At 42.6% G+C, this 25,510-nt stretch carries 24 protein-coding genes and 2 tRNA genes; 9 read left to right on the top strand and 17 right to left on the bottom strand.

What is annotated here, in order from left to right; translation table 11 throughout:
• Window positions 1–21 precede the first annotated feature (21 nt).
• Window positions 22–1,176: a LuxR C-terminal-related transcriptional regulator gene (locus NI468_RS00375; protein WP_005267061.1), complete on the bottom strand. Its 1,155-nt coding sequence runs from the start codon at window positions 1,174–1,176 to the stop codon at window positions 22–24.
• A gap of 227 nt (window positions 1,177–1,403) precedes the next feature.
• Between NI468_RS00375 and NI468_RS00370 the strand changes: the two genes are divergently transcribed.
• Window positions 1,404–1,898 (top strand): copper resistance protein NlpE, encoded by a 495-nt coding sequence (locus NI468_RS00370; RefSeq protein ID WP_005107501.1) that lies wholly within the window; start codon window positions 1,404–1,406, stop codon window positions 1,896–1,898.
• 66 nt (window positions 1,899–1,964) lie between these two features.
• Here NI468_RS00370 and groL read toward each other — a convergent pair whose 3' ends face one another.
• From groL to NI468_RS00350, 4 genes are all read right to left on the bottom strand, one after another.
• Window positions 1,965–3,599: a chaperonin GroEL gene (gene groL / locus NI468_RS00365; protein ID WP_004279474.1), complete on the bottom strand. Its 1,635-nt coding sequence runs from the start codon at window positions 3,597–3,599 to the stop codon at window positions 1,965–1,967.
• A gap of 70 nt (window positions 3,600–3,669) precedes the next feature.
• On the bottom strand, window positions 3,670–3,960 hold the full coding sequence (locus NI468_RS00360) for a co-chaperone GroES (RefSeq protein WP_004646315.1): 291 nt from the start codon (window positions 3,958–3,960) through the stop codon (window positions 3,670–3,672).
• Window positions 3,961–4,128: 168 nt separating this feature from the next.
• The gene (locus tag NI468_RS00355; protein ID WP_180086596.1) at window positions 4,129–4,905 is read right to left on the bottom strand and encodes a metallophosphoesterase family protein; all 777 of its coding nucleotides are present in this window, start codon (window positions 4,903–4,905) and stop codon (window positions 4,129–4,131) included.
• Window positions 4,886–5,824 carry a diacylglycerol/lipid kinase family protein gene (locus tag NI468_RS00350; RefSeq protein ID WP_034438446.1) on the bottom strand — a complete coding sequence of 313 codons (939 nt, stop codon included), beginning with the start codon at window positions 5,822–5,824 and terminating at the stop codon, window positions 4,886–4,888. The genes NI468_RS00355 and NI468_RS00350 overlap by 20 nt, the downstream gene beginning before the upstream one ends.
• Before the next feature lie 417 nt (window positions 5,825–6,241).
• Between NI468_RS00350 and NI468_RS00345 the strand changes: the two genes are divergently transcribed.
• The gene (locus NI468_RS00345) at window positions 6,242–8,071 is read left to right on the top strand and encodes a phosphoenolpyruvate carboxykinase (GTP) (RefSeq protein ID WP_004279470.1); all 1,830 of its coding nucleotides are present in this window, start codon (window positions 6,242–6,244) and stop codon (window positions 8,069–8,071) included.
• A 134-nt stretch (window positions 8,072–8,205) separates the two neighbouring features.
• Complete coding sequence (locus NI468_RS00340; protein WP_004646311.1) at window positions 8,206–8,628, top strand: hypothetical protein; 423 nt, start codon at window positions 8,206–8,208, stop codon at window positions 8,626–8,628.
• A 73-nt stretch (window positions 8,629–8,701) separates the two neighbouring features.
• On the opposite strand, the gene NI468_RS00335 is transcribed toward NI468_RS00340, so the two are convergent.
• Window positions 8,702–9,370, bottom strand: a complete 669-nt coding sequence (locus NI468_RS00335) for a class I SAM-dependent methyltransferase (RefSeq protein WP_253098982.1) — start codon at window positions 9,368–9,370, stop codon at window positions 8,702–8,704.
• A gap of 135 nt (window positions 9,371–9,505) precedes the next feature.
• On the bottom strand, window positions 9,506–10,354 hold the full coding sequence (folD, locus tag NI468_RS00330; RefSeq protein ID WP_253098980.1) for a bifunctional methylenetetrahydrofolate dehydrogenase/methenyltetrahydrofolate cyclohydrolase FolD: 849 nt from the start codon (window positions 10,352–10,354) through the stop codon (window positions 9,506–9,508).
• A 153-nt stretch (window positions 10,355–10,507) separates the two neighbouring features.
• On the opposite strand from folD, the gene NI468_RS00325 reads away from it, so the two are divergent.
• Window positions 10,508–10,581, top strand: a tRNA-Cys gene (locus NI468_RS00325).
• A 10-nt stretch (window positions 10,582–10,591) separates the two neighbouring features.
• Window positions 10,592–10,677: transfer RNA gene (locus NI468_RS00320), tRNA-Leu, on the top strand.
• A 151-nt stretch (window positions 10,678–10,828) separates the two neighbouring features.
• On the opposite strand, the gene NI468_RS00315 is transcribed toward NI468_RS00320, so the two are convergent.
• The 3 genes from NI468_RS00315 to NI468_RS00305 form a co-directional block, all read right to left on the bottom strand.
• Window positions 10,829–11,731, bottom strand: coding sequence for a helix-turn-helix transcriptional regulator (locus tag NI468_RS00315; RefSeq protein WP_253098979.1), 903 nt, complete (start codon window positions 11,729–11,731; stop codon window positions 10,829–10,831).
• A 153-nt stretch (window positions 11,732–11,884) separates the two neighbouring features.
• Entirely contained in the window at window positions 11,885–12,088 is a 204-nt protein-coding gene (locus NI468_RS00310; RefSeq protein WP_004646307.1) for a hypothetical protein, read from the bottom strand.
• A gap of 215 nt (window positions 12,089–12,303) precedes the next feature.
• Window positions 12,304–13,296, bottom strand: a complete 993-nt coding sequence (locus tag NI468_RS00305) for an NAD(P)H-quinone oxidoreductase (RefSeq protein WP_253098977.1) — start codon at window positions 13,294–13,296, stop codon at window positions 12,304–12,306.
• A 130-nt stretch (window positions 13,297–13,426) separates the two neighbouring features.
• Here NI468_RS00305 and NI468_RS00300 point away from each other — a divergent pair, with 130 nt between their 5' ends.
• Entirely contained in the window at window positions 13,427–13,771 is a 345-nt protein-coding gene (locus tag NI468_RS00300; protein ID WP_253098975.1) for a thioredoxin family protein, read from the top strand.
• 75 nt (window positions 13,772–13,846) lie between these two features.
• Here the strand turns inward: NI468_RS00300 and NI468_RS00295 are convergent, their stop codons facing one another.
• From NI468_RS00295 to cysD, 3 genes are all read right to left on the bottom strand, one after another.
• Entirely contained in the window at window positions 13,847–14,119 is a 273-nt protein-coding gene (locus tag NI468_RS00295; protein ID WP_195724982.1) for a hypothetical protein, read from the bottom strand.
• A 145-nt stretch (window positions 14,120–14,264) separates the two neighbouring features.
• On the bottom strand, window positions 14,265–15,881 hold the full coding sequence (gene cysN, locus NI468_RS00290; RefSeq protein ID WP_253098973.1) for a sulfate adenylyltransferase subunit CysN: 1,617 nt from the start codon (window positions 15,879–15,881) through the stop codon (window positions 14,265–14,267).
• A 137-nt stretch (window positions 15,882–16,018) separates the two neighbouring features.
• A complete protein-coding gene (gene cysD / locus NI468_RS00285; RefSeq protein ID WP_004730252.1) occupies window positions 16,019–16,933 on the bottom strand; it encodes a sulfate adenylyltransferase subunit CysD in 915 nt (304 codons plus the stop codon).
• Window positions 16,934–17,256: 323 nt separating this feature from the next.
• On the opposite strand from cysD, the gene NI468_RS00280 reads away from it, so the two are divergent.
• From NI468_RS00280 to NI468_RS00270, 3 genes are all read left to right on the top strand, one after another.
• Window positions 17,257–17,799, top strand: coding sequence for a hypothetical protein (locus NI468_RS00280; protein ID WP_253098971.1), 543 nt, complete (start codon window positions 17,257–17,259; stop codon window positions 17,797–17,799).
• 313 nt (window positions 17,800–18,112) lie between these two features.
• Window positions 18,113–18,748 carry a YqiJ family protein gene (locus NI468_RS00275; RefSeq protein ID WP_180180364.1) on the top strand — a complete coding sequence of 212 codons (636 nt, stop codon included), beginning with the start codon at window positions 18,113–18,115 and terminating at the stop codon, window positions 18,746–18,748.
• Between the two features lie 37 nt (window positions 18,749–18,785).
• Entirely contained in the window at window positions 18,786–20,492 is a 1,707-nt protein-coding gene (locus tag NI468_RS00270; protein ID WP_005107514.1) for a flotillin family protein, read from the top strand.
• Between the two features lie 65 nt (window positions 20,493–20,557).
• On the opposite strand, the gene sucD is transcribed toward NI468_RS00270, so the two are convergent.
• The 4 genes from sucD to odhB form a co-directional block, all read right to left on the bottom strand.
• Window positions 20,558–21,448 (bottom strand): succinate--CoA ligase subunit alpha, encoded by an 891-nt coding sequence (sucD, locus tag NI468_RS00265; protein WP_004646291.1) that lies wholly within the window; start codon window positions 21,446–21,448, stop codon window positions 20,558–20,560.
• Between the two features lie 12 nt (window positions 21,449–21,460).
• Window positions 21,461–22,627 (bottom strand): ADP-forming succinate--CoA ligase subunit beta, encoded by a 1,167-nt coding sequence (gene sucC, locus NI468_RS00260; protein ID WP_153567074.1) that lies wholly within the window; start codon window positions 22,625–22,627, stop codon window positions 21,461–21,463.
• Window positions 22,628–22,797: 170 nt separating this feature from the next.
• Window positions 22,798–24,228 (bottom strand): dihydrolipoyl dehydrogenase, encoded by a 1,431-nt coding sequence (gene lpdA, locus NI468_RS00255; protein ID WP_253098969.1) that lies wholly within the window; start codon window positions 24,226–24,228, stop codon window positions 22,798–22,800.
• Window positions 24,229–24,289: 61 nt separating this feature from the next.
• On the bottom strand, window positions 24,290–25,504 hold the full coding sequence (gene odhB / locus NI468_RS00250; RefSeq protein ID WP_253098967.1) for a 2-oxoglutarate dehydrogenase complex dihydrolipoyllysine-residue succinyltransferase: 1,215 nt from the start codon (window positions 25,502–25,504) through the stop codon (window positions 24,290–24,292).
• Between the last annotated feature and the right edge of the window lie 6 nt (window positions 25,505–25,510).

The raw sequence follows: 25,510 nt of genomic DNA, 5'->3' as shown, positions 1-25,510 counted from the left end.
GAATATGAAATTCAGGCCGGTTTAATCAATATGTTCAAATTGAATGGTACAACCCATCAATAAATGCATCAGTTCGATTTGCGAACAACATTGGGTTTTTTCATAAATATTTTTAAAATACGTCCGTACCGAACTCAGCGTAATGCCACACTGTTCTGCAATATCTTCTATTTTATAACCATTAATTAACAACTCACATAAATCAAACTCTCGTTTGGAAAGCTGGTAACACTGTTGTAGGTAAGTTCTTGACAGGGAATAATGCTGGTTTTTATCCGTCATAAATAATGCAATCTGATGCTGAGCAGACTGTAAATGTTGCATATTTCTTAATTTCTTAAAGGGCACTACCGTCAGCATGAATTGCGAGCCTGCCCCATCACTCAACGCCAGGACTCCACCCACTTCAGTTTGAATGGTCGTATCTTCCAGCAAAGCACTTTCCAGAAGCTGATCAAAACGTATCTGCTGACTATAATTGGTTTTTAGACGGTTATGTATATCCAGATCCAGACATGAACTTTGATCAAGCATCTTTTGCGCAATGGGATTGGAATAACTTAAACACAGGTTTTGATCAAGCAGTACAATTCCGGTTTTTAAACTATCCAATACGGTATACAAGCTTAAATTATCTTGCTGAATCAAGTTGATTTGCCGGTGAATTTGCAAAGCCCGGCGTAAATGAATACTGATACGTCTTAGAAAATCCAGCTCAGGCTGTTCAAAAGGCTGTACTTCAGGTGCACGATGAATACCCAGTACCGCCCAACGATAATTCCCCCGATCCAGCAATACTCCCGCCAGATAAGATACACCGCCAGGCTTTAAACACTTCTCATAGAACACATAGTGATCCGTACCCGGCTGTTCTGCATAGTGCTGACAGTTATGACTTAAAGCATCGCCCATCTCGATCGCATTCCATAAGGGCATATGCAGTTTCATATCAATCACTCTGATACGCTCCTCTTGATAAGCGGCCAGACTTTCATTCGGGATATTGTGCGTATAGACAAAGTCATAGCCTGGATTAAGCTGATCCAGACCGGTAAAAATTGCACTCTTACTTTTAGTATAGCTCACGATATCTTTGATCACGTCCAGCCACAAAGATGGTAATACAGCAGCATCATAAATTTTTGCAATCAGATTATTTTCTTGTTCTAATTTCATTATCCCCTCCGCATTATCATTATTTTCTAATCATAGCGTTCAGAATTGGTTAACGAAACAGCATAAAGTGACTTTAAACTTGGCTAAAAATTCTTAAATCCTGCTCACTTATCAATAACTCTGGCCTCATTCACCTAATGAATCAAACTTTAACAAGATTGCCCTATTTATCTGTACTGACTACTTTTAATGTAATTCATAACAAATAATTTAATAGGGTTAAAACAATGAAAAAATTAACGCTTACTGCTGCGATAGCAGTCGTTCTTGCAGGAGCTTTAACCGCCTGTTCAAAGCCCAATGATAATGAGCCGATGAGTAATAATGCTCAATCCAGCCCAGCCATGATGGAGCAAAATAACGCGGATACTAGTGTGAACCGTGCTGATAGCGCAGAAACTTCGCTAGATTGGGCAGGTGAATACGAAGGTGTTTTTCCTTGTGCTGACTGTGAAGGGATTAAGGTCGAGTTAGATCTCAATCCGGATAAAACCTATGAGCTAAATGAGGAATATTTAGGTAAAGCTGGAAATAATGAGACGGAAACTAAAGGTAGTTTCAGTTTTGACCCTCAAGATCCTTCAATCATCACATTAGATAACAAAGCTGAAAACCGTAAATTCTTTGTTGGTGAAAATTTTGTTGAAGCACGCGAGATGAAATCAGGTAAAAAAATCGACAGTAATTTAAATTATAAATTAGTTAAAAAGTCCGCATCATAATTTTGTAAACGCATAAAAAAATCCCCGCTATTGCGGGGATTTTTTATGAAATGCTCGGATGATGAATTACATCATGCCGCCCATACCACCCATGCCACCCATATCAGGCATTGCAGGTTTGTCTTCTGGGATTTCAGTGATCATGCATTCAGTGGTCAGCATCAAGCCAGCAACAGAAGCGGCGTGCTCAAGTGCAGAACGCGTTACTTTAGCAGGGTCAAGAATACCCATTTCCAGCATATCGCCATATTCGCCAGTTGCAGCGTTATAACCGAAGTTACCTTCGCCATTCTTCACAGCGTTGATCACTACAGAAGGCTCATCACCTGCGTTAGATACGATTTGACGAAGCGGTGCTTCAATCGCACGACGAAGAATGTTGATACCTACGTTTTGGTCATCATTCGCGCCTGTTACGCCTTCAAGTGCAGATGCAGCACGTACTAGTGCAACACCACCACCCGCAACGACACCTTCTTCAACTGCAGCGCGAGTCGCATGAAGCGCGTCATCTACACGGTCTTTTTTCTCTTTCATTGCAACTTCAGTTGCAGCACCGATTTTGATGACAGCAACACCGCCAGCAAGTTTCGCTACACGCTCTTGAAGTTTTTCTTTGTCATATTCTGAAGTAGATTCTTCGATCTGTGCACGGATTTGCTGTACACGGTCAGCGATTTGGCCAGCATTACCAGCACCATCTACAATTACAGTATTTTCTTTAGATACAGTTACTTTATGTGCTGTACCCAAGTGATCAAGCGTCGTTTGATCCAGCTGCATGCCGATTTCTTCAGAAATCACAGTACCGCCAGTCAAGATCGCGATGTCTTGAAGCATAGCTTTACGACGATCACCAAAACCAGGTGCTTTCACCGCACATACTTTGATAATACCGCGCATGTTGTTGACAACAAGCGTCGCAAGCGCTTCGCCTTCAACATCTTCAGAAATGATTAAAAGCGGTTTGCCAGTTTTAGCAACAGCTTCAAGTACTGTAATCAATTCACGAATATTGCTGATTTTTTTATCAACAAGAAGAATGAATGGATTTTCAAGTTCAGCTGTTAAAGTATCTTGCTTGTTCGCGAAGTACGGAGAAATATAACCGCGGTCGAACTGCATGCCTTCAACTACGTCAAGCGAATCTTCGAAGCCTGAACCTTCTTCAACCGTGATCACGCCTTCTTTGCCCACTTTTTCCATTGCTTGCGCAATCAGCTGACCTACAGTCGTATCAGAGTTAGCAGAGATCGAACCTACTTGTTCAATCGCTTTAGAGTCTGATGCTGGTTTTGCAGTTGCCTTGATGTTTTCAACTACAGAACGTACCGCAATATCGATACCGCGTTTCAAGTCCATTGGGTTCATACCCGCTGTTACTGACTTGATGCCTTCATTCAAAATTGCTTGTGCCAATACAGTTGCAGTCGTTGTACCATCACCTGCGATGTCATTGGTTTTTGAAGAAACTTCACGAACCAGTTGAGCACCCATGTTCTCGAACTTGTCTTTCAGCGTAATTTCTTTGGCAACAGTGACACCATCTTTAGTGATGTGCGGTGCACCAAAAGAACGGTCGATAACAACGTTACGGCCCTTAGGACCCAAAGTAACCTTTACTGCATCTGCAAGGGTGTTTACACCAGCAATCATTTTTGAACGAGCTGAATCACCAAATTTTACGTCTTTAGCTGACATATTTGACTCCGAATATTGTTGTATCTTTACAAAATCTGATTTGGAATGAATAAAACTTTTTTAGCGCAGATTAAGCTTCTAATACCGCTAAAATGTCAGATTCTTTCATGATTAAAAGCTCTTCGCCGTTTACTTTTACAGTAGTGCCTGCATAAGTACCGAACAATACTTTGTCGCCAACTTTTACGTCTAACGCGCGTACGCCATTGTCAGTGATTTGACCATTACCAACTGCAATGATTTCACCTTGAGCAGGTTTTTCAGCAGCCGAACCTGGAAGTAAAATGCCCCCAGCTGTTTTAGTTTCTTCTTCAACACGACGAATAACAACGCGGTCATGTAATGGACGAATGTTGCTCATAAATAACTCCATCAGACTAAGTCTTTTTTAGGTCACTGATGACGACTTAATTATTCCATGGGTCATCATCAAAAATTTTTGATGTCACTTTTATGGAGATGGAATAAAACGCTTCAAGGGCAAAAATGAAAAAAAATTGGTTTTTTTTAACGAATCATAGGTTTTCGTCTATTTATTCGGCAGATCAGCTTTCAACATAAAGGCTTGCGCCACTTCATCGAACAAATATTGAGAAATTTTTCCTGTGGCATCAATCAGATTAAAGCTGTTGGGTTCATTTTTATGCAAACGATTTGACGCAGAAGTCCCTGCATGTACATCATATACAGGATGATCCATCCCCAATCCGAACATCTGATTCAAATCATAAATCGCCGGTTGATGCAGATGCCCATGTAACACCGCAAACAGACCATGCTCTGCCCAGGCCTCTAAAGCAATTTTGGCCATCAATGGGCTGTCCTTGAAACCGCGCTTATTTTGAAAAGGCACATAAAAAGGCTGATGGCTGACAATGATTTTTAATTTGGAAGCAGGCGCCTGCGCCAGCGTCAGGTCAATACGCTGAATCTGCTCAAGGGATAAATGCCCTTTGGTATGATATCGACGTCGGATCGAATTCACCCCAATCAGATAAAAATTTTCAGTTTCAAATATTGGCTCCAATTCACCAAAAAAAATCTGGTAACGGGTAAATGGATTGAAAAGCCGATTCCACAAATGATAGAGCGGAATATCATGATTCCCCGGGATCACCATATAAGGCGTATTGAGCTGATCTAAAAATTTTTTGCAGGCAAAGAATTGACCCAAACGTGCGCGCTGAGTCAGGTCACCACTGATGACGACGGCTTCAAGTGGATGGGTCTGACAGAAATGCCGAATCGCTTCTAAACACTCCGGCTTCTCTGTTCCAAAATGCAGATCAGACAGATGCAGGATCATGTGGCACCATTACGTTTAGGCTATCTTTTAATACAGAAATATTGAGTGGCGGGGCCATTTCCACAATTTCCCCATCAATCGCTACCATCAGTTTCTTGGCTCGGGATTCGATTCGAACTTGATCGGCTGCAAAACTATAAACATCCGATGCCTGGTCAATCTTGCCACGAATCAGCTGATACACTAGCTTAAATAAAGTAAGCTTATCACTTTTAGAAACTACAACTCCCGCCACTTTGCCTTTTTCAGCCGCTTCTGCAATGCGCATTTTCATATCCGCCAGTTGCAAGGGATTATTGCCAAAAAAAATCAGTGGTGTTTTTACCGGATATTTCTTTTGATCCACCCAGATTTTTAGTTTTAATTCTTTACGGTCGCGAATTAAAACATCCAGTGCAGAAGTATAGGCATGTAGCGGTAAGCGACCAAAAATACGATTATAGTCTTCACGTTTTTTAATAAATAAAGGATATAGACCTAAACTGGCATTATTCAGATAAATTTCCTGATTGATACGAGCAACATTCATACGTTGTGGCTGTCCTGTCGCAATCACTTTTGCCGCTTCAAGCAAATCCAGCGGAATCCCCAATAATCTCGCCACATAGTTAAAAGTCCCTAAAGGCAAAATACCGACAGGAATTTGCGTATTCAACACATGTTTGGCGACTGTATTTAAAGTGCCATCTCCGCCTGCCGCAACGATGATTCCTGACTCGCTAGATGCCAAATGCTGTTCAAGCACCTCAACCATAATTTTATCAAATTGCTGTGAATCATTGATTTCATAAGCTTTAGTTTGATAACCCTGCGCTGAAAATATATCGATCAGCTGTTCATAAATGCCTTCTGGCCCCTGTATGCGAAAACCAGCTTTATGATTAAAAATCAGCGATAAGGGTTTAGATTGATTAGACATTTTTCGCGCAATTTCATTGAAGCCTATTGGCATTTTGTCCAATTCATAGACAATTAACAGTGGCTTTATGTAAAATTCAAATGGCAACCATTTATTTAATCAATAATGAATATTAGAGATCTTATAAAATTAAGATAATGATTTTAATATTAATTTTTAAAATAAATACCATTCATCATTTAAATAAATAGAATCAATAATTCAAATATTTAGTTTTATCTTGTTGTTTTACTTATATTTATAAATAAAATAGCATTATATTCCAAAAGAAATCTAGCACTTCTTTGGTCTTATTTTTTTTATCATTTTATGCTTTAATACAGCCACTTTTTTTCATATTTCATCTGGGCGATATTTTTTATTGCTCGGATTGTACTTTGTACATCTAATTTGTACACATTTGAGATAGGCCTCACCATGACCCAAGTGAACGCACCAGAATTCGTTCGTCACCCTAAGCTTATTGCTTGGGTGGAAGAGATTGCTAAATTAACAAAACCAGCAAAAATTGAATGGTGTGACGGTAGCGCAGAAGAATATCAACGTTATATCGACTTGATGATCGCTAACGGCACAATGCAAGCGCTGAATCAAGAAACTCATCCTGGTTCTTATCTTGCAAATTCTGATCCTTCTGACGTAGCACGTGTTGAAGATCGTACTTACATCTGTTCTGAAAACAAAGACGATGCTGGCGCGACCAACAACTGGGAAGCACCTGCTGTCATGCGCGAAAAATTGAACGGTTTATTTGACGGTTCAATGGCAGGTCGTACACTTTATGTGGTTCCATTCTCAATGGGTCCATTGGGTTCTCATATCGCTCATATCGGTATCGAGTTAACTGACTCTCCTTACGTTGCAGTAAGCATGTCTAAAATGGCTCGTATGGGTAAAGCTGTTTATGACGTTCTTGGTACTGACGGTGAATACGTTCCTTGCGTACACACTGTAGGTGCTCCGCTTGCGAACGGCGAAAAAGATGTTGCATGGCCTTGCAACAAAGAAAAATACATCGTGCATTACCCAGAAACTCGTGAGATCTGGTCTTATGGTTCTGGTTATGGCGGTAACGCATTGTTGGGTAAAAAATGCCTGGCATTACGTATTGCATCATTTATGGGTCGTCAACAAGGCTGGTTAGCTGAACACATGCTGATCCTTGGCGTGACCAATCCACAAGGCGAAAAACACTACATCGCAGCTGCATTCCCATCTGCATGTGGTAAAACAAACTTCGCTATGTTGATTCCACCAGCAGGCTATGAAGGCTGGAAGATTGAAACTGTAGGTGACGATATTGCTTGGATCAAACCAGGTGAAGACGGTCGCTTATATGCAATCAACCCTGAAGCTGGCTTCTTCGGTGTAGCGCCTGGTACCAACACCAAGACCAACCCGAACTGTATGGCAACCATGCACAAAGACGTGATTTATACAAACGTCGCTGTGACTGACAACGGTGAAGTATGGTGGGAAGGTCTGACTAAAGAAGCGCCTGCCAACCTGACTAACTGGAAAGGTCAACCACACACTGGCGAAGAAAAAGCAGCGCATCCAAATGCTCGTTTCACAGTTGCAGCTGGTCAATGCCCTTCTATTGACGCTGACTGGGAAAATCCAGCTGGCGTGCCAATTTCTGCGTTCATCTTCGGTGGTCGCCGTGCAGACACTGTGCCTCTAATTTCAGAAGCATTTGACTGGGTTGACGGTGTTTACAAAGCTGCAACGATGGGCTCTGAAACAACTGCTGCTGCTGTTGGTCAACAAGGTGTTGTTCGTCGTGACCCGTTCGCGATGCTGCCATTCGCTGGCTACAACATGGCGGATTACTTCACGCACTGGTTAGAAATGGGCGAGCAAGTGGGCGCGAAAGCTGCCGCTGCTGGCAACAAACTTCCAGGTATCTACAACGTGAACTGGTTCCGTCGTGATGCTGAAGGCAACTTCGTATGGCCTGGTTTCGGTCAAAACATGCGTGTTCTTGAGTGGATCATTGACCGTTGTGAAGGTCGTGCTGATGCTGTTGAAACACCAATCGGCCTAGTTCCTACTTACGAACAGTTGAACTGGACTGGTTCTGACTTCACTAAAGAACAGTTTGACCTAGTAACTTCTCAAGATAAAGATCAATGGATCAAAGAACTTGAAAGCCACACTGAATTGTTCGACAAGCTGGGTGAGCGTTTACCGGAAGCGTTAAAAACTCGTCAAGCAGAACTTATTGCTGCGGTTAAATCTGCTTAATTGCTGATTTAATTAAAAAAGGTCGCGTAAGCGGCCTTTTTTATTGGCTGTTTAAACAATTGATCACAATTGACCAGAGCAGCAGTTTAAGCAAAATATGGCATACTTAAGCCAAGACTTCAGGAACTATAAATATGAAAAGAACAACAGTAATTTTGGCTATGGCTGCGAGCAGTTTCGTACTGAGTGCATGTCAGACCACACCCCATCAATTCAATGGACAAAGTGGCTATGAAATTCTGGAACGTTCAGGCAATACAGCAACCTTGAGCTACACCCTCTCAGGACGACCAAGCCAGGATGAAAATCGCTTGCAAGCCGCTTGCAGACACGTATTAGGAAATTCCAAAACTTACAACATCCAGATTTTAAGCACCAATGAAATTTCCAATCCAACTGCGGAACAGGAAAACTATGGCCGCCAACTGGGTAATAGCCGCACGCAAATCAGCTTGAGCAATACGCCTGATTTACATAATAGCGAGAACCCGGGTGCACGCGAAGCTTTAGAAGCCCGCCCTACGACCATGCGGGTTATTCGTTATACCTGTTCTTAATATCTGATACTTAGTTACTTAATCAGAGTAAGACAATCAAAAAGGGCCTAGTGCCCTTTTTAATTTTTTAAATTTAACGTGTTTTATAGAAACTGACATTACGAAATTCGGGCGATTCATCCAAATCCGGCCAGGTCGTCGCACTACGCTCATCCAGTTTTTCATATTGAGGATGACTAAAGTTTTTTACCCGACTGTCTGCAACCCACACCTCAGGTGCAAATTTTAAAAACTCATCCAGGAAGAAACGGTTACATTGATCATAGAGCACATCTGCGGCTAATAGAATATCCACCTGCTCTGCCTTATATAGGTCATCCAGATATTCAAGCTCAACATCATTCAGCTCCGCATTGGCGCGACAGGCATCCAGACTAACTTGATCGATATCACAGCAAATCACACGTTTTGCACCTGCCATTTTTGCTGCAATGGCAACTACGCCCGATCCAGCCCCAAAATCCAAAACAACTTTATCTTTGACATGATGCGGCTCCGCCAATAGCCACTGCGCCATCGCCAAGCCTGAGGCCCAACAAAAGATCCAGTACGGTGTATCGTTCCAGATGCGACGGATGACTTCATCATCGAGTTTGTCAGTTGGGAATACTGGCGGAATCAGCCACAGGGAAATGGGTGTATCCGGCAATTGCTGTGCATGCAGCTCACAATATGGAATCACATCATGCAAGGCTTTTAGTAGATGTTCTGGGGCTTGAGGGAGTCGGAAGGTGCAGCTCATTAGATTTCTTTTAATTAGTATTAATGTCTTTGAAGAATCTCCCCTAGCCCCTCTTTAAAAAAGAGGGGGAAACTCCATCCAAAAATAGTGATCAGAGTTCCCTCCTTTGAAAAAGGAGGGTTAGGGAGGATTTGATTAACCTAAAGCTTTTTCAGCAGCTTCAACCGTTTGACGGATTAAAGTGGTAATCGTCATTGGACCTACACCACCCGGAACTGGTGTGTAAGCAGAAGCAATTTCTTCAATGCCAACAAGTTGGATATCACCAACACCACCGCCATCACGTGGATGGAAACCAGCATCAACAACCACTGCACCTTGTTTGATCCAGTCTTTTTGAATTAATTCTGCTTTACCTACCGCACCGACAATGATATCTGCTTGCTTAACAAAGCTTGCAAGATCTTGAGTACGTGAATGGCAAATGGTTACGGTTGCATTCGCTTCTAGCAGCATCGCTGCCATTGGTTTACCCAAAATTGCAGAACGACCGACAACTACTGCATGTTTACCTGCAATTTCAATATTATGTTCTTTCAGGATGGTCATGATACCCGCAGGCGTCGCTGAACCATAGGCTGCTTCGCCCATTGCCATACGACCATAACCAAGACAAGTGACGCCATCTACGTCTTTTTCAAGCGAGATTGCATCGAAACAGGCACGCTCATCAATTTGAGCTGGAACCGGATGTTGCAGCAGAATACCGTGCACATCAGGATTTGTATTTAATTTTTCAATTTCAGCCAATAATTCTTCAGTTGTGGTTTCTTTAGGAAGTTCCACTTTGAGTGAATCCATACCAACACGGCGGCAGGCATTGCCTTTCATGCGAACATAAGTTGCAGATGCACCATCGTCACCTACCAAAATCGTCGCAAGAATTGGAGTACGACCTGATTTTGCTTTCAGCGCTTCTACGCGAGTAAACAAGTCAGCTTCAATTTGCTTCGCCAATGCACGACCGTCTAGAACTAATGCCACGGCACTTCTCCCAAGTGTTGATATGAATCAATTTTGCACATTCTACATGAATAATTTAAATATTTTCCGCCAGATGATGTTTTTATGCGCATACAGATGAATACACTATTGTTTTTTTTTCTGAGCTTGCTAATATACGCATCAACAAGACGCGGCGGGGTGGCAGAGTGGTCATGCAGCGGACTGCAACTCCGTGGACGCCGGTTCGATTCCGACCTCCGCCTCCATCTTGTTAAAGCCCGAGTGGTGAAATCGGTAGACACAGGGGATTTAAAATCCCCCGCCCACAAAGCGTGCCAGTTCGAGTCTGGCCTCGGGCACCATTCTTCTACTATAGAAAGATGGTGCAAATAAAGAACCCAGCGAAAGCTGGTTTTTTTATGTCTGTAATTTAGTTAGTCAAAAAATAAGTAAATTAAATTCCCATTTAAAGTGTCATCATTAATCAGGCTCTCCTGCTCTGCTTTCTCAATATCATCCAGCAGAACGTAAATATCCTTGCAAATCCTGTTCCAGTTTCTGCTGAAAATGAATCGGCTCAATAATTTTCACATAGGGCAACCAGTAACGCACCAAAGGCAACAACTGCATTTCGTGACGAATCTGGCAACTGATCACTAACTCTCCAGTCTCGGCTTCCTGCTCGATCTGCTGTTCTGGAAATAAACGGCGCTCTTTAAAAAAAACCGTGACTTCAGGTTGTACCTTGATTAAGACTTGCTGCTTTTGCTGCCCAAACCAGATGCTGTCTTCATCTGCCAGCATTTTCAGTATTTCAGGATCATGCGCAAAGCTCTCCGCCTCAGAAACCAACTTGAGCTGTTGCACCTGACTTAAGCGATAGGTGCGCAGCTTGCTTTCACTCACAGCAGCCAAGTACCAGATACCATGATGGTGAATCAGACGATAGGGCTGGATGATTTGCAATTGATCTGAATATTGCAGCTTAACCTGCTCACGTTTATAGATTGCACTTGCAAGCAGCTTGAAATGCTCGGCAAACTGTTTAGCATCTTCAAAATAATAGCCTTTTGCCAAAAATACCTGATTTGCCCGTTCATCCAGCAGTTCACGCATAAAAGACATATCCAACGCCGGATACAACTCACTGATCCCCGAAAGCTGGGCAAAAGTCTGGATATCCTGCAATTTAAACCGACCTAAATAAGAGGGTTCCAGATAATATCGTTTCTGTTCATCTTGAAGTAAGGGTAAGTAAGAGCCTAGACGATCAAAATCACGCTCAATGGTGCGGGTGCTGACCTGAAATTCTGCAGCTAGCTCTGCAGCCCGGAGTTGATATCCGACGTTTAATTTGGTCAAAATTCTGGCTAAACGCTCTGCAAGACGCTCATGTGTTGAAGCTGGGCGCTTCATAAATCCCCACTTAATACATTCTCATGTACTTATTTATCGCTAGATGTTGAATGATTATACTGAATGCCGATCAATGAATAATATTAGGACAAAGTCTAAGATATTTTTTTGCATCAGATCTTGACCCTTTATTCACCCTAAACATACAAGATCTTATTTGGATTTTCTGGATGCTTTCTTGCTTGAATGACGATTTTGTATTGTTAATCTTTCTATATAACGCTCCAGATGCAGCATCGCCCGATACATTTTATGTAACTCTACCCAGCTGATGGTTCCGCGAATAATCATTTTATGAATACGTCGTAATGCTCTTAAACTATGTTTTGAACTATATGCTGTTGAAATAATTTTCATCTTATTTTCCCTCTCACATTCATGTGAATGTTTAACCATTTGGTCGGAATTATCTATATATGCAATTTACGTGTCATTCTTGACAGGTTGTGTCGAACAGTTGGCATTTTTTTAATTTTTATTCAAAATTCTATATATTTATTTGTAATAATTTTTACTCGAAATTAAAAAATGCCAGCAAAATTACTGGCATTTTTTGACTCAATAAGCTGCGATTAGATAATTTCAACCACGACTTTACCGACATGCTCTCCTGTATCCATTGCTGCATGAGCATCCTGAATCTGATCAAACTTAAAGGTTTTATAAATCATAGGCAGACATTCGCCTTTGGCCCATAATGGTGCGATCTGTGCTTTCAGACCCTGTGCAATTTCTGCTTTTTCAGCTGTGGTGCGTGCACGCATGGTCGAACCGGTAATGGTCAGACGTTTCATCATGATTTGACCCAGTTTGACTTCTTTGGCCTTGGCACCCCCCAAGAAAGCGATATAGACCAGACGTCCATCACGGCGCAACAAATTCAAATTACGCTCTAAATATGGTGCACCGACCATATCTAAAATGACATCGACACCACCATTGTCAGTGGCTTCATTAATAACTTGCTCAAAGTCCTGAGTTTTATAATTAATAGCCGTGGTTAAATCAGAAATAGCCGCAACTTTTTCATCTGAACCGACAGTTGCAAAAGTTTTGATTCCGAGTGATTTACACAACATTAAAGCAGTCGTACCAATCCCGCTCGTTCCACCATGTACCAGTACAGTTTCCCCTGCTTTGGCCTTACCCATCTGGAACACGTTCGCCCATACAGTAAAGAAAGTTTCAGGAATGGCCGCTGCCTGTACAAAACTTACGCCTTCAGGAATATTCAAGGTCTGGCTTTCTGGCACTACGCAATATTCAGCATAACCGCCACCATTGGTCAGGCCACAAACCTTGTCACCGACTTTAAACTGGCTCACATCGCTACCGATCGCAACCACTTCACCTGCCACTTCCAGACCAGGAACTGGCGTTACCCCTTTCGGCATTGGATATAAACCTTGACGCTGCAGGATATCTGGACGGTTAATACCAAAGGCATGGACTTTCACCAGAACTTCATCTGCTTTAGGTTCAGGTACAGTCACCGTTTCATAAGCGAGTTTATCGACACCACCCGGTTCTGTAATAATGACTTGCTGCATGGTTTGTTGCGACATGATTTCTTTCCCTAATCTATGCATTTCATATATCTTGGACTTATTTGAACATAGTTAGCATGAGGAATGAAGCTACATCGGACTTATGTATAATCGGGGGACTATTCAGGAAATTGATAATAGGCCGACCATGACCCAAGTGATGGAATATAATGAAAACAATTACAGTGATTTTGAGTGGTTTGAAGGTTTTGCTGTGATTCGCTTTTATGCAGACTGGTGCAAGCCTTGTGTTCAGAATTTTCCGGTCTTTGCCGAACTGGCGACATACTATGCAGAGGTAAATCCTGAAGTTAAATTTGGCAAGATCAATGTGGATCAGTCTCCGATTTTAACCTTGCGCTATAATGCCTATGGTTTGCCTTCTACGCTTATTTTTAGAAATGGAGAAATTATTAAAAGGATTGCAGGCGTGAAAAGTTTAACCGAAATGAAAGTAATTCTGGCCTTAGTCCTCAATGATTCTTATGAGTAATTAAATTACCCATGTAAAGCTAAATCTAACAAAAATATTTTTTTTAGCTCACTATCTAAAATACAGAGCCTTTAATTAACTACGCCCTTTATATTCCTTTACCATATTTTCACTCACATCTTCCGGATAACATAGTGGCGCATATCCGCCTGCACGGTTATAAGCACTACGTTTACCACAGCGACTACCATTACGTGCAGTATTGTAAGGGCATGGGCAATTGCCCGAATAACTCTCAATCGACTGCTGGATTATTTTTTGCTTGATCGATTCAGTACTGGTTGTGGTTTGCTTGGCATCTACTCCAAAAGCCATACACAAACTAGCCAGCAATATTAATTTTTTCATATATTCCCCAAATCTAGGGAGTATTGTATTAATTGACTAGTAAATTGAAAGATCACATTTTGACTAATCGAATGATTTTCATGCAATCAAAATTTAGGCAATAAAAAACCCGCTTTTCAGCGGGTTTCTTCAAATCAGTCCAGTCTTAAAGACGAACCAATTCCACAATCTTCTCAGCAAGTTCTTCAACTGTATCTACGGTTAAAGTCGTGTCTGTACCTTCAGCAGCATCGGTAATCACAACCACACCAGTTTCACGAACCAGTGCAACCTGCTCCGCATTCAAACCTGCTTTAGCAATAGCAACGATCCCTTGCTGAATCAGCAAGCTTTCTAGCGCCTGAGCATTTTCCAAAGCTTTACCAGATACAGTCATCGCAGCAGGTTTTTGACCCAAACGTGCCGCACGTGCTTCTGCAGTGACAGGCTCATCGTGTGCAGACCATTCAACTGATTCTTCCACCATACCAGCACCAATCGTCACGTTATTCAAACGATCGATGAAGATAAACGAACCGGTGAAACGGCTGTCTTGATAACGGTCAAAGACCACTGGTGCATCAAATTCAACAGTCACATTGGCGATTGCATTTAGCTCAAGTTTATCCACCTGAACTTTTTCCAATGTGTTAACGTTGGTACGGTAATGAATTGCCGTTACTTTTGCCGGAACGGTTTGCGTACCAATCTTGATGTTGTACAGCTTACCCAGTACAAGTGGTTGATCTGCCATCCACACAACAGTCGCTTGAACTGAACGGGAAATATTTGGAACAGCTTGATCCGCACGAATTAACACGTTACCACGTGAAATATCAATTTCATCGTTAAGCGTTAAAGTCACTGCCTGACCTGCAACTGCATGCTCAAGATTGCCATCAAAAGTGACAATTTCTTTGACAGTCGATGATTTACCAGAAGGTAATGCTGTTACGGTATCGCCAACATTGATATCGCCAAGTGCGATCGTACCGCAGAAACCACGGAAGTCGAGGTTTGGACGGTTCACGTATTGCACAGGGAAACGGAAATCCTGCTTCGCTGAACTACGGTTAATTTCCACCGATTCAAGTGTACCCATCAGCGTTTCACCAGTGTACCATGGCGTATTGGCTGACTTGTTCACCACGTTATCGCCATTCAATGCAGAAATAGGCGTAAAGATGATATTGCTTGGTTTGCGATCGCCCAATTGTGCAACGAATGCCGCATATTCAGCCTGGATTTCATTGAAACGTGTTTCAGAGAATTCCACCAAGTCCATCTTGTTGATTGCAACAATGATGTTTTTGATACCGAGCAAACTCGCAATAAAAGTATGACGACGCGTCTGGGTTTGCACGCCATAACGCGCATCAATCAAAATGATTGCAAGGTCACACGTCGACGCACCTGTCGCCATGTTACGGGTGTACTGTTCGTGTCCCGGCGTATCCGCGATAATGAACTTACGTTTTTCAGTCGAGAAATAACGATAGGCCACATCAATGGTAATGCCTTGCTCACGCTCTGCTTGTAAACCATCGACCAGAAGCGCCAAGTCAGGTGCATCACCTGTCGTACCGACTTTTTTCGAGTCACGGGTCACGGCCTGTAATTGATCTTCATAAATCAATTTTGAATCGTATAGCAGACGACCGATTAACGTCGATTTACCATCGTCCACGTTACCGCAAGTCAGAAAACGCAACAGGTCTTTATTTTCATGTTGTTTCAGATAGCCCAAGATATCTTGGCTGATTAAATCAGATTGATGAGACATCGCTCAAAGCTCCACATATTCTTTAGAAATCGGTTTTCAATCCCCCTATATCCCCCTTTATTAAAGAAGGGACTTTCTCCATTTACTTTTAGGAGCTCCCCCCTCTTTCTCAAAGAGGGGGTCAGGGGGAGATTAAATTAGAAGTAGCCTTCCTGCTTCTTCTTCTCCATCGAGCCTGCTTCATCATGGTCAATCATACGACCTTGACGCTCAGAACTGGTTGCCAGCAACATTTCCTGAATAATTTCCGGCAAGGTATTGGCTGTAGATTCCACAGCACCTGTTAATGGATAACAACCCAACGTACGGAAACGTACCGATTTCATTTGTGGAACTTCACCTTCTTTTAAAGGCATACGTTCATCATCAACCATAATAAGTGTGCCACTACGTTCAACCACAGGACGTTCTGCAGCCAAATAAAGTGGTACTAATGGAATACTTTCCAAATAGATGTATTGCCAGATATCCAGCTCAGTCCAGTTAGATAATGGGAATACACGAATACTTTCGCCCTTGTTCACTTTACCGTTGTAAAGATTCCAAAGTTCTGGACGCTGGTTTTTCGGATCCCAACGATGTTTCGAATCACGGAATGAATAAACACGTTCCTTGGCACGTGATTTTTCTTCATCACGGCGCGCACCACCAAAAGCAGCATCAAAACCGTATTTATCCAGAGCCTGTTTTAAGCCCTGAGTTTTCATGATGTCGGTATATTTAGAACTACCGTGGTCGAACGGGTTAATACCTGCCTCAACCCCTTCTTTATTCTGATGCACGATCAAATCGAAACCATGGGTTTTCGCCATGTTGTCCCGGAAAGTGATCATGTCTTTAAACTTCCAGCCTGTATCGACATGTAATAATGGAAATGGAAGTTTTGCTGGGTAGAACGCTTTTAGCGCAAGATGCAGCATGACCGCTGAATCTTTACCAATCGAATACAGCATGACCGGATTTTCAAACTCGGCAGCAACTTCGCGGATGATATGAATACTCTCAGCTTCAAGCTGTTTGAGATGAGTAAGTCTTTCCTCATTTAACGACATGGACAACACCAGCTTAGAAAAACGTGTACTTATGACACTTTTGAAAATTTATATTCATTATAGTGATTTACTTATCCTATCCATTGCTTGTTTTATGATATTGATATATCAAAAGCTCATATAAAAATTCATCAATAATGAATATCAGTTTTTATGAATCAATAATTTGCCCAATTCAAGCGAGGATATTGTGTGGTATAGCTATATATTACCCTGTCGCTAAGCCAATAAAATCCTAGGAAAATAATCTAAAGTAGTGGTTCTCAAATAGTTAAAAAATTACTAGAGTAAGACTCAATTCTCCCTATTGATATACTTCGTTTATGCCCTATAGCGCTTTTGATCTTGCCACTGTAAAAACCCGTCTGGAACAGGCCCAGCTTGCTAGTTATATTTATCAGCACCAGCAAAATATTTTGGTCTTGCAAGAACCTTTCAGTGATGATGGCAAGCCTTTAAATATCTATCTGCAACACGAGCTGACCGCGGATCAAATCGGATTACAGTTTGGTCTACGTTTGCAAGAAGGTCATTGGGAATTTCTAATCGGCGTTACTTATAGCAACCAGAACGCAGCTTACGAAATCGGTGCTGGCAACCTCAAAGGTGATCAAAAAGCCTTTAACTTATTATATGCCTTTTATAATTATCCTAAAGCGTTCTATCTGGTGGCATTACCTTTGACAGCCAACAGTCAGATTTTGGAGCAAACCTTGCAACAGCAGCTCTTCAAGCAGCCTAATCTCGACTTCCTGAATACTGCAGTCAAGGTCAATCCTATGGGCGAACAGGTCAAATGGATGCAACAGTATATTCTGCAACAGACTTTAGATATGAAAGTCCGGATTCAGACTGCCCTGCTTTAGACTTGAATAGAAAAATTTAGAGATACTCAGGTCGATGTATCTCTATATCTTTCTCAGGCAAGCATACACAGAATGCCATGCTATTCAGAATTCCTATTGCCGCTATGACATCACTTGCTCAAACATCCATTTAACTTATAGTTTATTATTAATTTTAATAGTTTAATAATTATTAAATAATCAATATATTCAATCCTTGTTTATAAGGTTTTTTGTTATTTTTTTGCATACAAAATCAACAATTACTGTTATCGTTATATCAATAAAAACTTTCAGATACTTTTCCTAAAAACATAATTATAGAGATGAAAAAATGTGGGAACTGTTTACGCATCCATCCAATATCGTATTTAGTATTAGCCTGAGCCTAATGCTGATGTTTGCAGCACTAGAATGTATTCTATTGCTGCTTGGCGGCGGCTCTCAGCATATCTTTGAACAGTTTTTACCTGAAGATCCCCTGCAACCAGAAATAAGCCCGGATCAGTCTCCGGGTGTTTTCAGCAAAGTATTTGACTGGTTATATCTGGGGCGTCTGCCTTTATTTATCTGGCTAATCATTTTTCTGACCAGTTATGGGTTAAGCGGTTTATTGATTCAGGGCATATTTGAGCGCCTGACCAGCCAGCTGTTTAATGTTTGGCTGATTTCTCCGGCCTGCCTGTTTCTGTGTATGCCTGTGGTGCGCTTTCTTGCCATGGCCGCCAGTAAGCTCCTGCCCCAAGATGAAACTTCCGCGATTTACAGTGATGAACTCATCGGACGTACCGCGACCATTATTCTGGGAAATGCCAAAGTGAATTCTCCCGCACAAGCCAAAGTCCGGGATCAACATGGCCAGACTCATTATGTTCTGGTTGAACCAGAAAACAATCAAATTCTAAATCAAGGTCAGAATGTAGTTCTAACCCACAAAACCAAGAACGGCTTTCAAGCCATTGCACTTTAATTTTATTTAGCTAGCACTCAATTGAGACTTTATAACAATGTTAACATTTGATTTATATAATATTTTAATTATTGCGGGAATTATTTTTGTAGCACTGGTGACCTTCGGTCTCATCATTGCACGTTTATACCGTCGTTCAAGCAAGGAAATTTCCTTTGTACGTACCGGTTGGGGTGGAGAAAAAGTGATTTTAGGTGGAGGCGCAATCGTGCTCCCTGTCTTGCATGAAATCATTCCAGTAAATATGAATACCCTACGTCTTGAAGTCCGCCGTGCTGATGATCAGGCACTGATTACCCGTGACCGTATGCGGGTCGATGTCATGGCCGAATTCTATGTCCGAGTCAAACCTACCGCAGATTCAATTGCCACCGCAGCACAAACCCTTGGTCAAAAAACCATGTCACCGAATGAACTGAAAAATCTGGTGGAAGGTAAATTTGTTGATTCACTGCGCGCAGTGGCGGCAGAAATGGCCATGGAAGAACTGCATGAAAAACGCGTCGATTTCGTACAAAAAGTACAGCAAGTCGTTTCGGAAGATTTACATAAAAATGGTCTGGAGCTTGAAACGGTTTCCCTAACCGGACTGGATCAGACCGGATTTAAATACTTCAACCCGCAAAATGCATTTGATGCTGAAGGTCTGACCAAGCTCACTGAAACCATTGAAGATCGTCGCCGCAAGCGTAACCACATTGAACAGGATACCGATCTGGCGATCAAAACCAAAAATCTGGAAGCTGAACAGGCGCGCCTGCAAATTATTCGTGAAGAAGAATATGCCAAGCTGCAACAAGAACGTGAAATTGCCATTCGCCGTGCTGAACAGCTGGCTGAAATTGCCGCTCAGGAAGCCGGCAAAAAACGTGAAGCAGAAGAAGCACAAATTGCCGCTGAACGAGAAGTCGAACTCAAGCGTATTTTGGCCGCCCGTGATGTCGAAAATGAAAATATTCAAAAGGCTCAGCTGATTCAAAAAGCACAGGTCGAGCAAAAGAAAACCATTGAACTGGCTGAACAGGACCGCGCCATTGCCATTGCGGAAAAATCACGTGCTGAATCTGAAGCTAAAGCCCAAGCCGATCAGGCACGTGCACAAGCGGTAAAAGCGGAAGAAGAAGTTATCACCGTACGTCAAATCCAGCAGGCAGAGCGTCAAAAGGCAGTTGAGCTGGTCGCAGCCAAAGAACATGCTGAAAAAGATGCAATTGCCATTACAGTTGCCGCTGAAGCTGGAAAACAAGCGGCAGCAGATGATGCAGAAGCAGTGCGGATTGCGGCTGAGGCGGAAGCAGAAAAAGTCCGCCTTAAAGCCAAGGGCGAAGCGGATGCGAAAATTCTACTGGCTCAGGCAATGGAGAAACAGTATCAGGTGGATGCTGAAGGTACACGTGCGGTTAATGAAGCCAATAACGTCCTGTCACCTGAACAGGTCGAAATGCAGATTCGTCTGGCCATGCTGAAATACTTGCCTGAAATTATCAGAGAAAGTGTCAAGCCAATGGAGAATATTGATGATATCAAGATTCTCCAGGTGAATGGCCTACATGGCGGTCATGCCGGTGCCTGTCAGGCAGATGCCCATCATGAGAATGGTAATGTTGCTCTATCAGATCAGGTAGTGAATAGCGCCCTACGTTATCGTAGCCAAGCACCGCTTATTGACAGTCTGATGAGTGAGCTTGGTATTCAAGGTGGTGATATCAACGGCATGACTCAGAGCCTTAAAGCCAAAACTTAAAAATAGACTGAGATATAAAAAAGCTCCCATCTGGGAGCTTTTTTATTAAAGGTCTAATGTGAATATCAAACTAAACCTTTATCTTTTAATACTTGCAGCATGGTTGAACCAAGTTCGGCTGGACTACGTGTATACGCCATACCCGCACGCTCAAAGGCAGCAAACTTTTCTTCTGCTGTGCCCTTACCACCTGAAATAATCGCACCTGCGTGACCCATACGTTTGCCTTTAGGTGCAGTCACACCCGCAATATAACCAACAACTGGCTTAGTCACATTCGATTGAATATATTCCGCAGCTTCTTCTTCCGCAGTACCGCCAATCTCACCAATCATAATGATAGCTTCAGTTTGTGGATCTTCCTGGAACAGTTTCAAGCAGTCAATCTGGTTCATGCCCGGAATCGGGTCACCACCAATACCGATACAGGTCGACTGACCTAAACCGAGTTTTGTAGTTTGCGCCACAGCCTCATAAGTCAGTGTGCCTGAACGTGAAATAATCCCGATTTTACCGGGCTGATGAATATGTCCCGGCATGATCCCGATTTTACATTCACCCGGCGTAATAATACCCGGACAGTTTGGTCCGATGAGACGTGTGCCATTACCATTGGTTTCCAGATAACGCTTGGCTTTGAGCATGTCGATGGTCGGTACACCTTCAGTAATTACCACAATTAACTCAATGCCAGAATCAACCGCTTCAACAATAGAGTCCAGTACAAAGGGTGCCGGAACATAAATCACTGAAGCATCTGCACCTGTTTCTTTCACTGCTTCACGCATGGTATTAAATACAGGCAATTCTAAATGGGTTTGACCACCTTTACCCGGGGTTACACCACCCACGACTTTAGTGCCGTAGGCTAAAGCCTGTTCAGAATGGAATGTACCGTTTTTGCCTGTAAAGCCCTGTACCAATACTTTAGTGTCTTTATTAACTAATACGCTCATGTTAGATACTCCTTAAGCTTTTACAGCAGCAACGATTTTTTCTGCAGCATCAGCAAGACCATGTGCAGAAATCAATTTTAAACCTGATTCATCCAGTAATTTTGCGCCCAGTTCCGCATTATTGCCTTCGAGGCGAACAACTACGGGAACGGTCACATTTACTTCCTGAACCGCTGCAATAATTGCTTCAGCAATCATGTCACAACGTACAATTCCACCAAAAATATTGATTAATACACCTTGAACAGAATTATCTGCCAAGATAATTTTAAAGGCTTCAATCACGCGCTCTTTGGTTGCACCACCACCAACATCCAGGAAGTTGGCTGGTTGACCGCCATAAAGCTTGATAATATCCATGGTTGCCATGGCAAGACCGGCACCATTGACCATACAACCAATGTTACCCTCTAAAGCCACATAGTTCAGATCAAACTCAGACGCTTTTAACTCACGTTCATTTTCCTGAGACTTATCACGCAGTGCAGCGACTTCAGGTAAACGATATAGTGCATTCGAATCAATTCCGATTTTGGCATCGACACAGAGAATGTCGCCATTTTCACGCACAGACAACGGATTGATTTCAAAAAGTGCAAAATCATTGTCTACAAATGCCTGATAAGCAGCCGTCATGACTTTAACAAACTGATTGATTTGTCCATCTTTGAGTTTAAGTGCAAAAGCAACTTCACGCGCCTGAAATGGCACTAGACCAACTAAAGGATCAACTTCAACTTTAATGATTTTTTCAGGAGTTTCTTCGGCCACTTTCTCAATTTCAACACCACCCTCAGTCGATGCCATAAAAGTGATGCGGCGAGTCGAGCGATCCACTACAGCGCCCAAGTACAGCTCGCGCTCAACCGGATAAACATCCTCAGAGACCAAAATGCTATTGACCGGCTGACCATTGGCATCAGTCTGGTAAGTCACCAAGCGTGAACCAATAATCTGGTTGGCATATTCAGCAGCCTCGGCAGCCGATTTTACCACTTTTACCCCACCAGCCTTACCCCGGCCACCCGCATGCACCTGTGCTTTCAATACTGCAAACTTTCCACCCAACTGCTCGAAAGCATGCACCGTTTCATCGGCATTGGTGGCAAGTATCCCTTCCTGTACAGGCATACCATATTTTTTTAATAGCGCTTTTGCTTGATACTCATGTAAATTCATTGAATAACCTTTTATTACTTCTTTGCCTTGTTATAACCCACTAGCACCCAGACGTCCGTCAAAGCAGTACCAGCATTTCTTAAAATCGTTATCTTTATTTTTAGATGATTGTTCCAATAAAAACAACCATGAAATGTAAAAAGAGCGACCTAAGTCGCTCTTTTTTCGAATTACTTACGCTTACGTTGGATCGCGTGAATCGCACGCCCATCAACTGCAAGTGCAGCTTCATGTACCACTTCAGAGAATGTCGGGTGACCGAAAGTCATCAACTGAAGATCTTCAACTGAAGATACAAACTCAAGCGCGATCATACCTTGGTGAACGATATCAGACGCAGCAGGTCCAATCACGTGCATACCGAGTAAACGATCCGTTTTTGCATCAGCAACAAACTTAACGAAACCGGCACCTTCACCCGCAGCTAAAGCACGACCGTTCACAGCAAAACCGAATTGACCCGTTTTAACTTCGTGACCTTTTTCAGTCGCTTGCTGTTCTGTTAAACCTACCCACGCCGCTTCCGGATGTGTGTAAATTACAGAAATAATGGTGTCATAGTTCACTTGTGCAGCATGACCGTGAATACGCTCAACCGCCATTACGCCTTCTTCCATTGCTTTATGCGCAAGCATTGGACCACGTACCAAGTCACCAATTGCGTATACGCCTTCAACTGAAGTTGCACACCAATCGTTGACTTCAACCAAACCGCGTTCAGTCAATTTAATGCCTGAATCATCAGCCAATAAACCTTCAGCATATGCGCGACGACCGACACAAACGATCAATTTATCGAAAGTTTCAGTTTTGTCTTCACCAGCTTGGTTATATTTAACCGTTACTTCACGACCATTGATTTCAGTACCTGCAACTTTTGCACCGATACGGATATCCATACCTTGCTTAGTCAACAGTTTTTGGAAGTCTTTTGCCAATGCTTTATCAGCCATTGGTAAGAATGCATCCATTGCTTCAAATACAACAACTTCAGCACCCAAACGACGCCATACAGAACCAAGCTCAAGGCCGATTACACCAGCACCAATCACACCTAAACGCTTAGGTACTTCTGGGAATTCAAGCGCGCCAGTAGAATCAACGATCAAGTCTTGATTTACAGGAGCTACTGGAATATTTACAGGAACAGAACCCGTCGCAAGAATCACGTACTTAGGCTCTAAAACTTGAGTTTCACCTTCGTGAGACACAAACTCAACTTTTTTACCTGCAAGCAGTTTACCCGTACCTTTTAACCACTCGATGCCATTACCTTTAAGTAATTGATCAATACCGCCAGTCAATTGATCTACAACTTTGTCTTTACGAGCCAGCATTTTAGCAAGATCGAATTTAACTTCACCGGTCGTAATACCATGGTCATCTAGATGCTGAACGGTATCTTCATAACGATGTGAAGAATCAAGTAAAGCTTTAGACGGGATACAACCCACGTTTAAACAAGTACCACCTAAAGATGGCTTGCCTTTATGAATACGTTTTTCAATACACGCAACTTTGAAACCAAGTTGAGCTGCACGAATTGCTGCTTCGTAGCCGCCCGGGCCACCACCAATTACGACTAAATCGAATTGAGACATGTTTATCTCCAAAAATGGGCCTAGAGTTTTCGCCCTAAGCCCATAAATATATTCTTAAAAATTAAAGATCAAGGATAAGACGCGCTGGCTCTTCTAACAATTCTTTGATTGTTACAAGGAAACCAACTGCTTCTTTACCATCGATTAAACGGTGGTCATAAGACAGTGCCAGGTACATCATTGGCAAGATTTCTACTTGACCATTCACCGCCATCGGACGTTCCTGGATTTTATGCATACCCAGAATCGCAGTTTGTGGCGTATTTAAAATTGGTGTAGAAAGCAATGAACCGAAAGTACCACCATTAGTAATAGTGAATGTACCGCCAGTCATATCTTCGATACCCAGCTTACCGTCACGTGCTTTGCCAGCATATGCACGAATACCGTTTTCAACTTCAGCATAGTTCATGCGGTCTGTATCACGAAGTACAGGAACCACTAGACCACGCTCAGATGAAACTGCAACACCGATATCGTAGTAACCGTGATACACGATGTCATCGCCATCAATTGAAGCATTTACCGCTGGATAGCGTTTAAGTGCTTCAGTTGCTGCTTTAACGAAAAATGACATGAAGCCAAGACGCGCACCATGACGCTTCTCAAATGCATCTTTGTATTGAGCACGCATTTCCATGATTGGTTTCATGTTCACTTCGTTGAACGTGGTCAACATTGCAGTTTCTTGAGTTGCTGCAAGTAAACGTTCAGCAACACGCTTACGAAGGCGAGTCATAGGAACACGTTTTTCGATACGCTCGCCCACTGCAACGCTTAATGGTTGCGCTGCAGGTGCTGCCGGTTTCGCTTGATGATTTGCCACATCTTCTTTCGTGATGCGACCGCCACGACCAGTACCTGCAACATCAGCAGCTGCAACACCAGATTCAGTCAATGCTTTACGCACTGCTGGAGCCTGGTCCTGTACCTGTTGACGTTCAACGATTGGTGAATTACCTGCTTCAGTATTTGCCGCAGCTTGTTCAACTTTCTCTTCAGACTGAACTGCTTGAGTTTGAGCCGCGCCAGAAACAGCACCCTCTTCAAACTGCGCAATAACTTCAGCTGAAAGAACAGTATCGCCTTCAACTTTAATAATAGATGCAAGTGTACCGTCTGCAGGAGCAACAACTTCTAAAACAACTTTATCAGTCTCAATATCGCAGATCACTTCATCACGTGATACAGCTTCACCTGGTTGTTTGTGCCAAGTTGCGATCGTACCGTCCGCAACTGACTCTGGGAATACCGGTGCTTTAATTTCGGTTGCCATGATTTT

The sequence above is a fragment of the Acinetobacter lwoffii genome (assembly GCF_024129355.1).
Lineage (GTDB): Bacteria > Pseudomonadota > Gammaproteobacteria > Pseudomonadales > Moraxellaceae > Acinetobacter > Acinetobacter lwoffii_I.
Note: the sequence above shows the minus strand (reverse complement) of the source record. Positions and strands in the feature narration are given on the sequence as shown.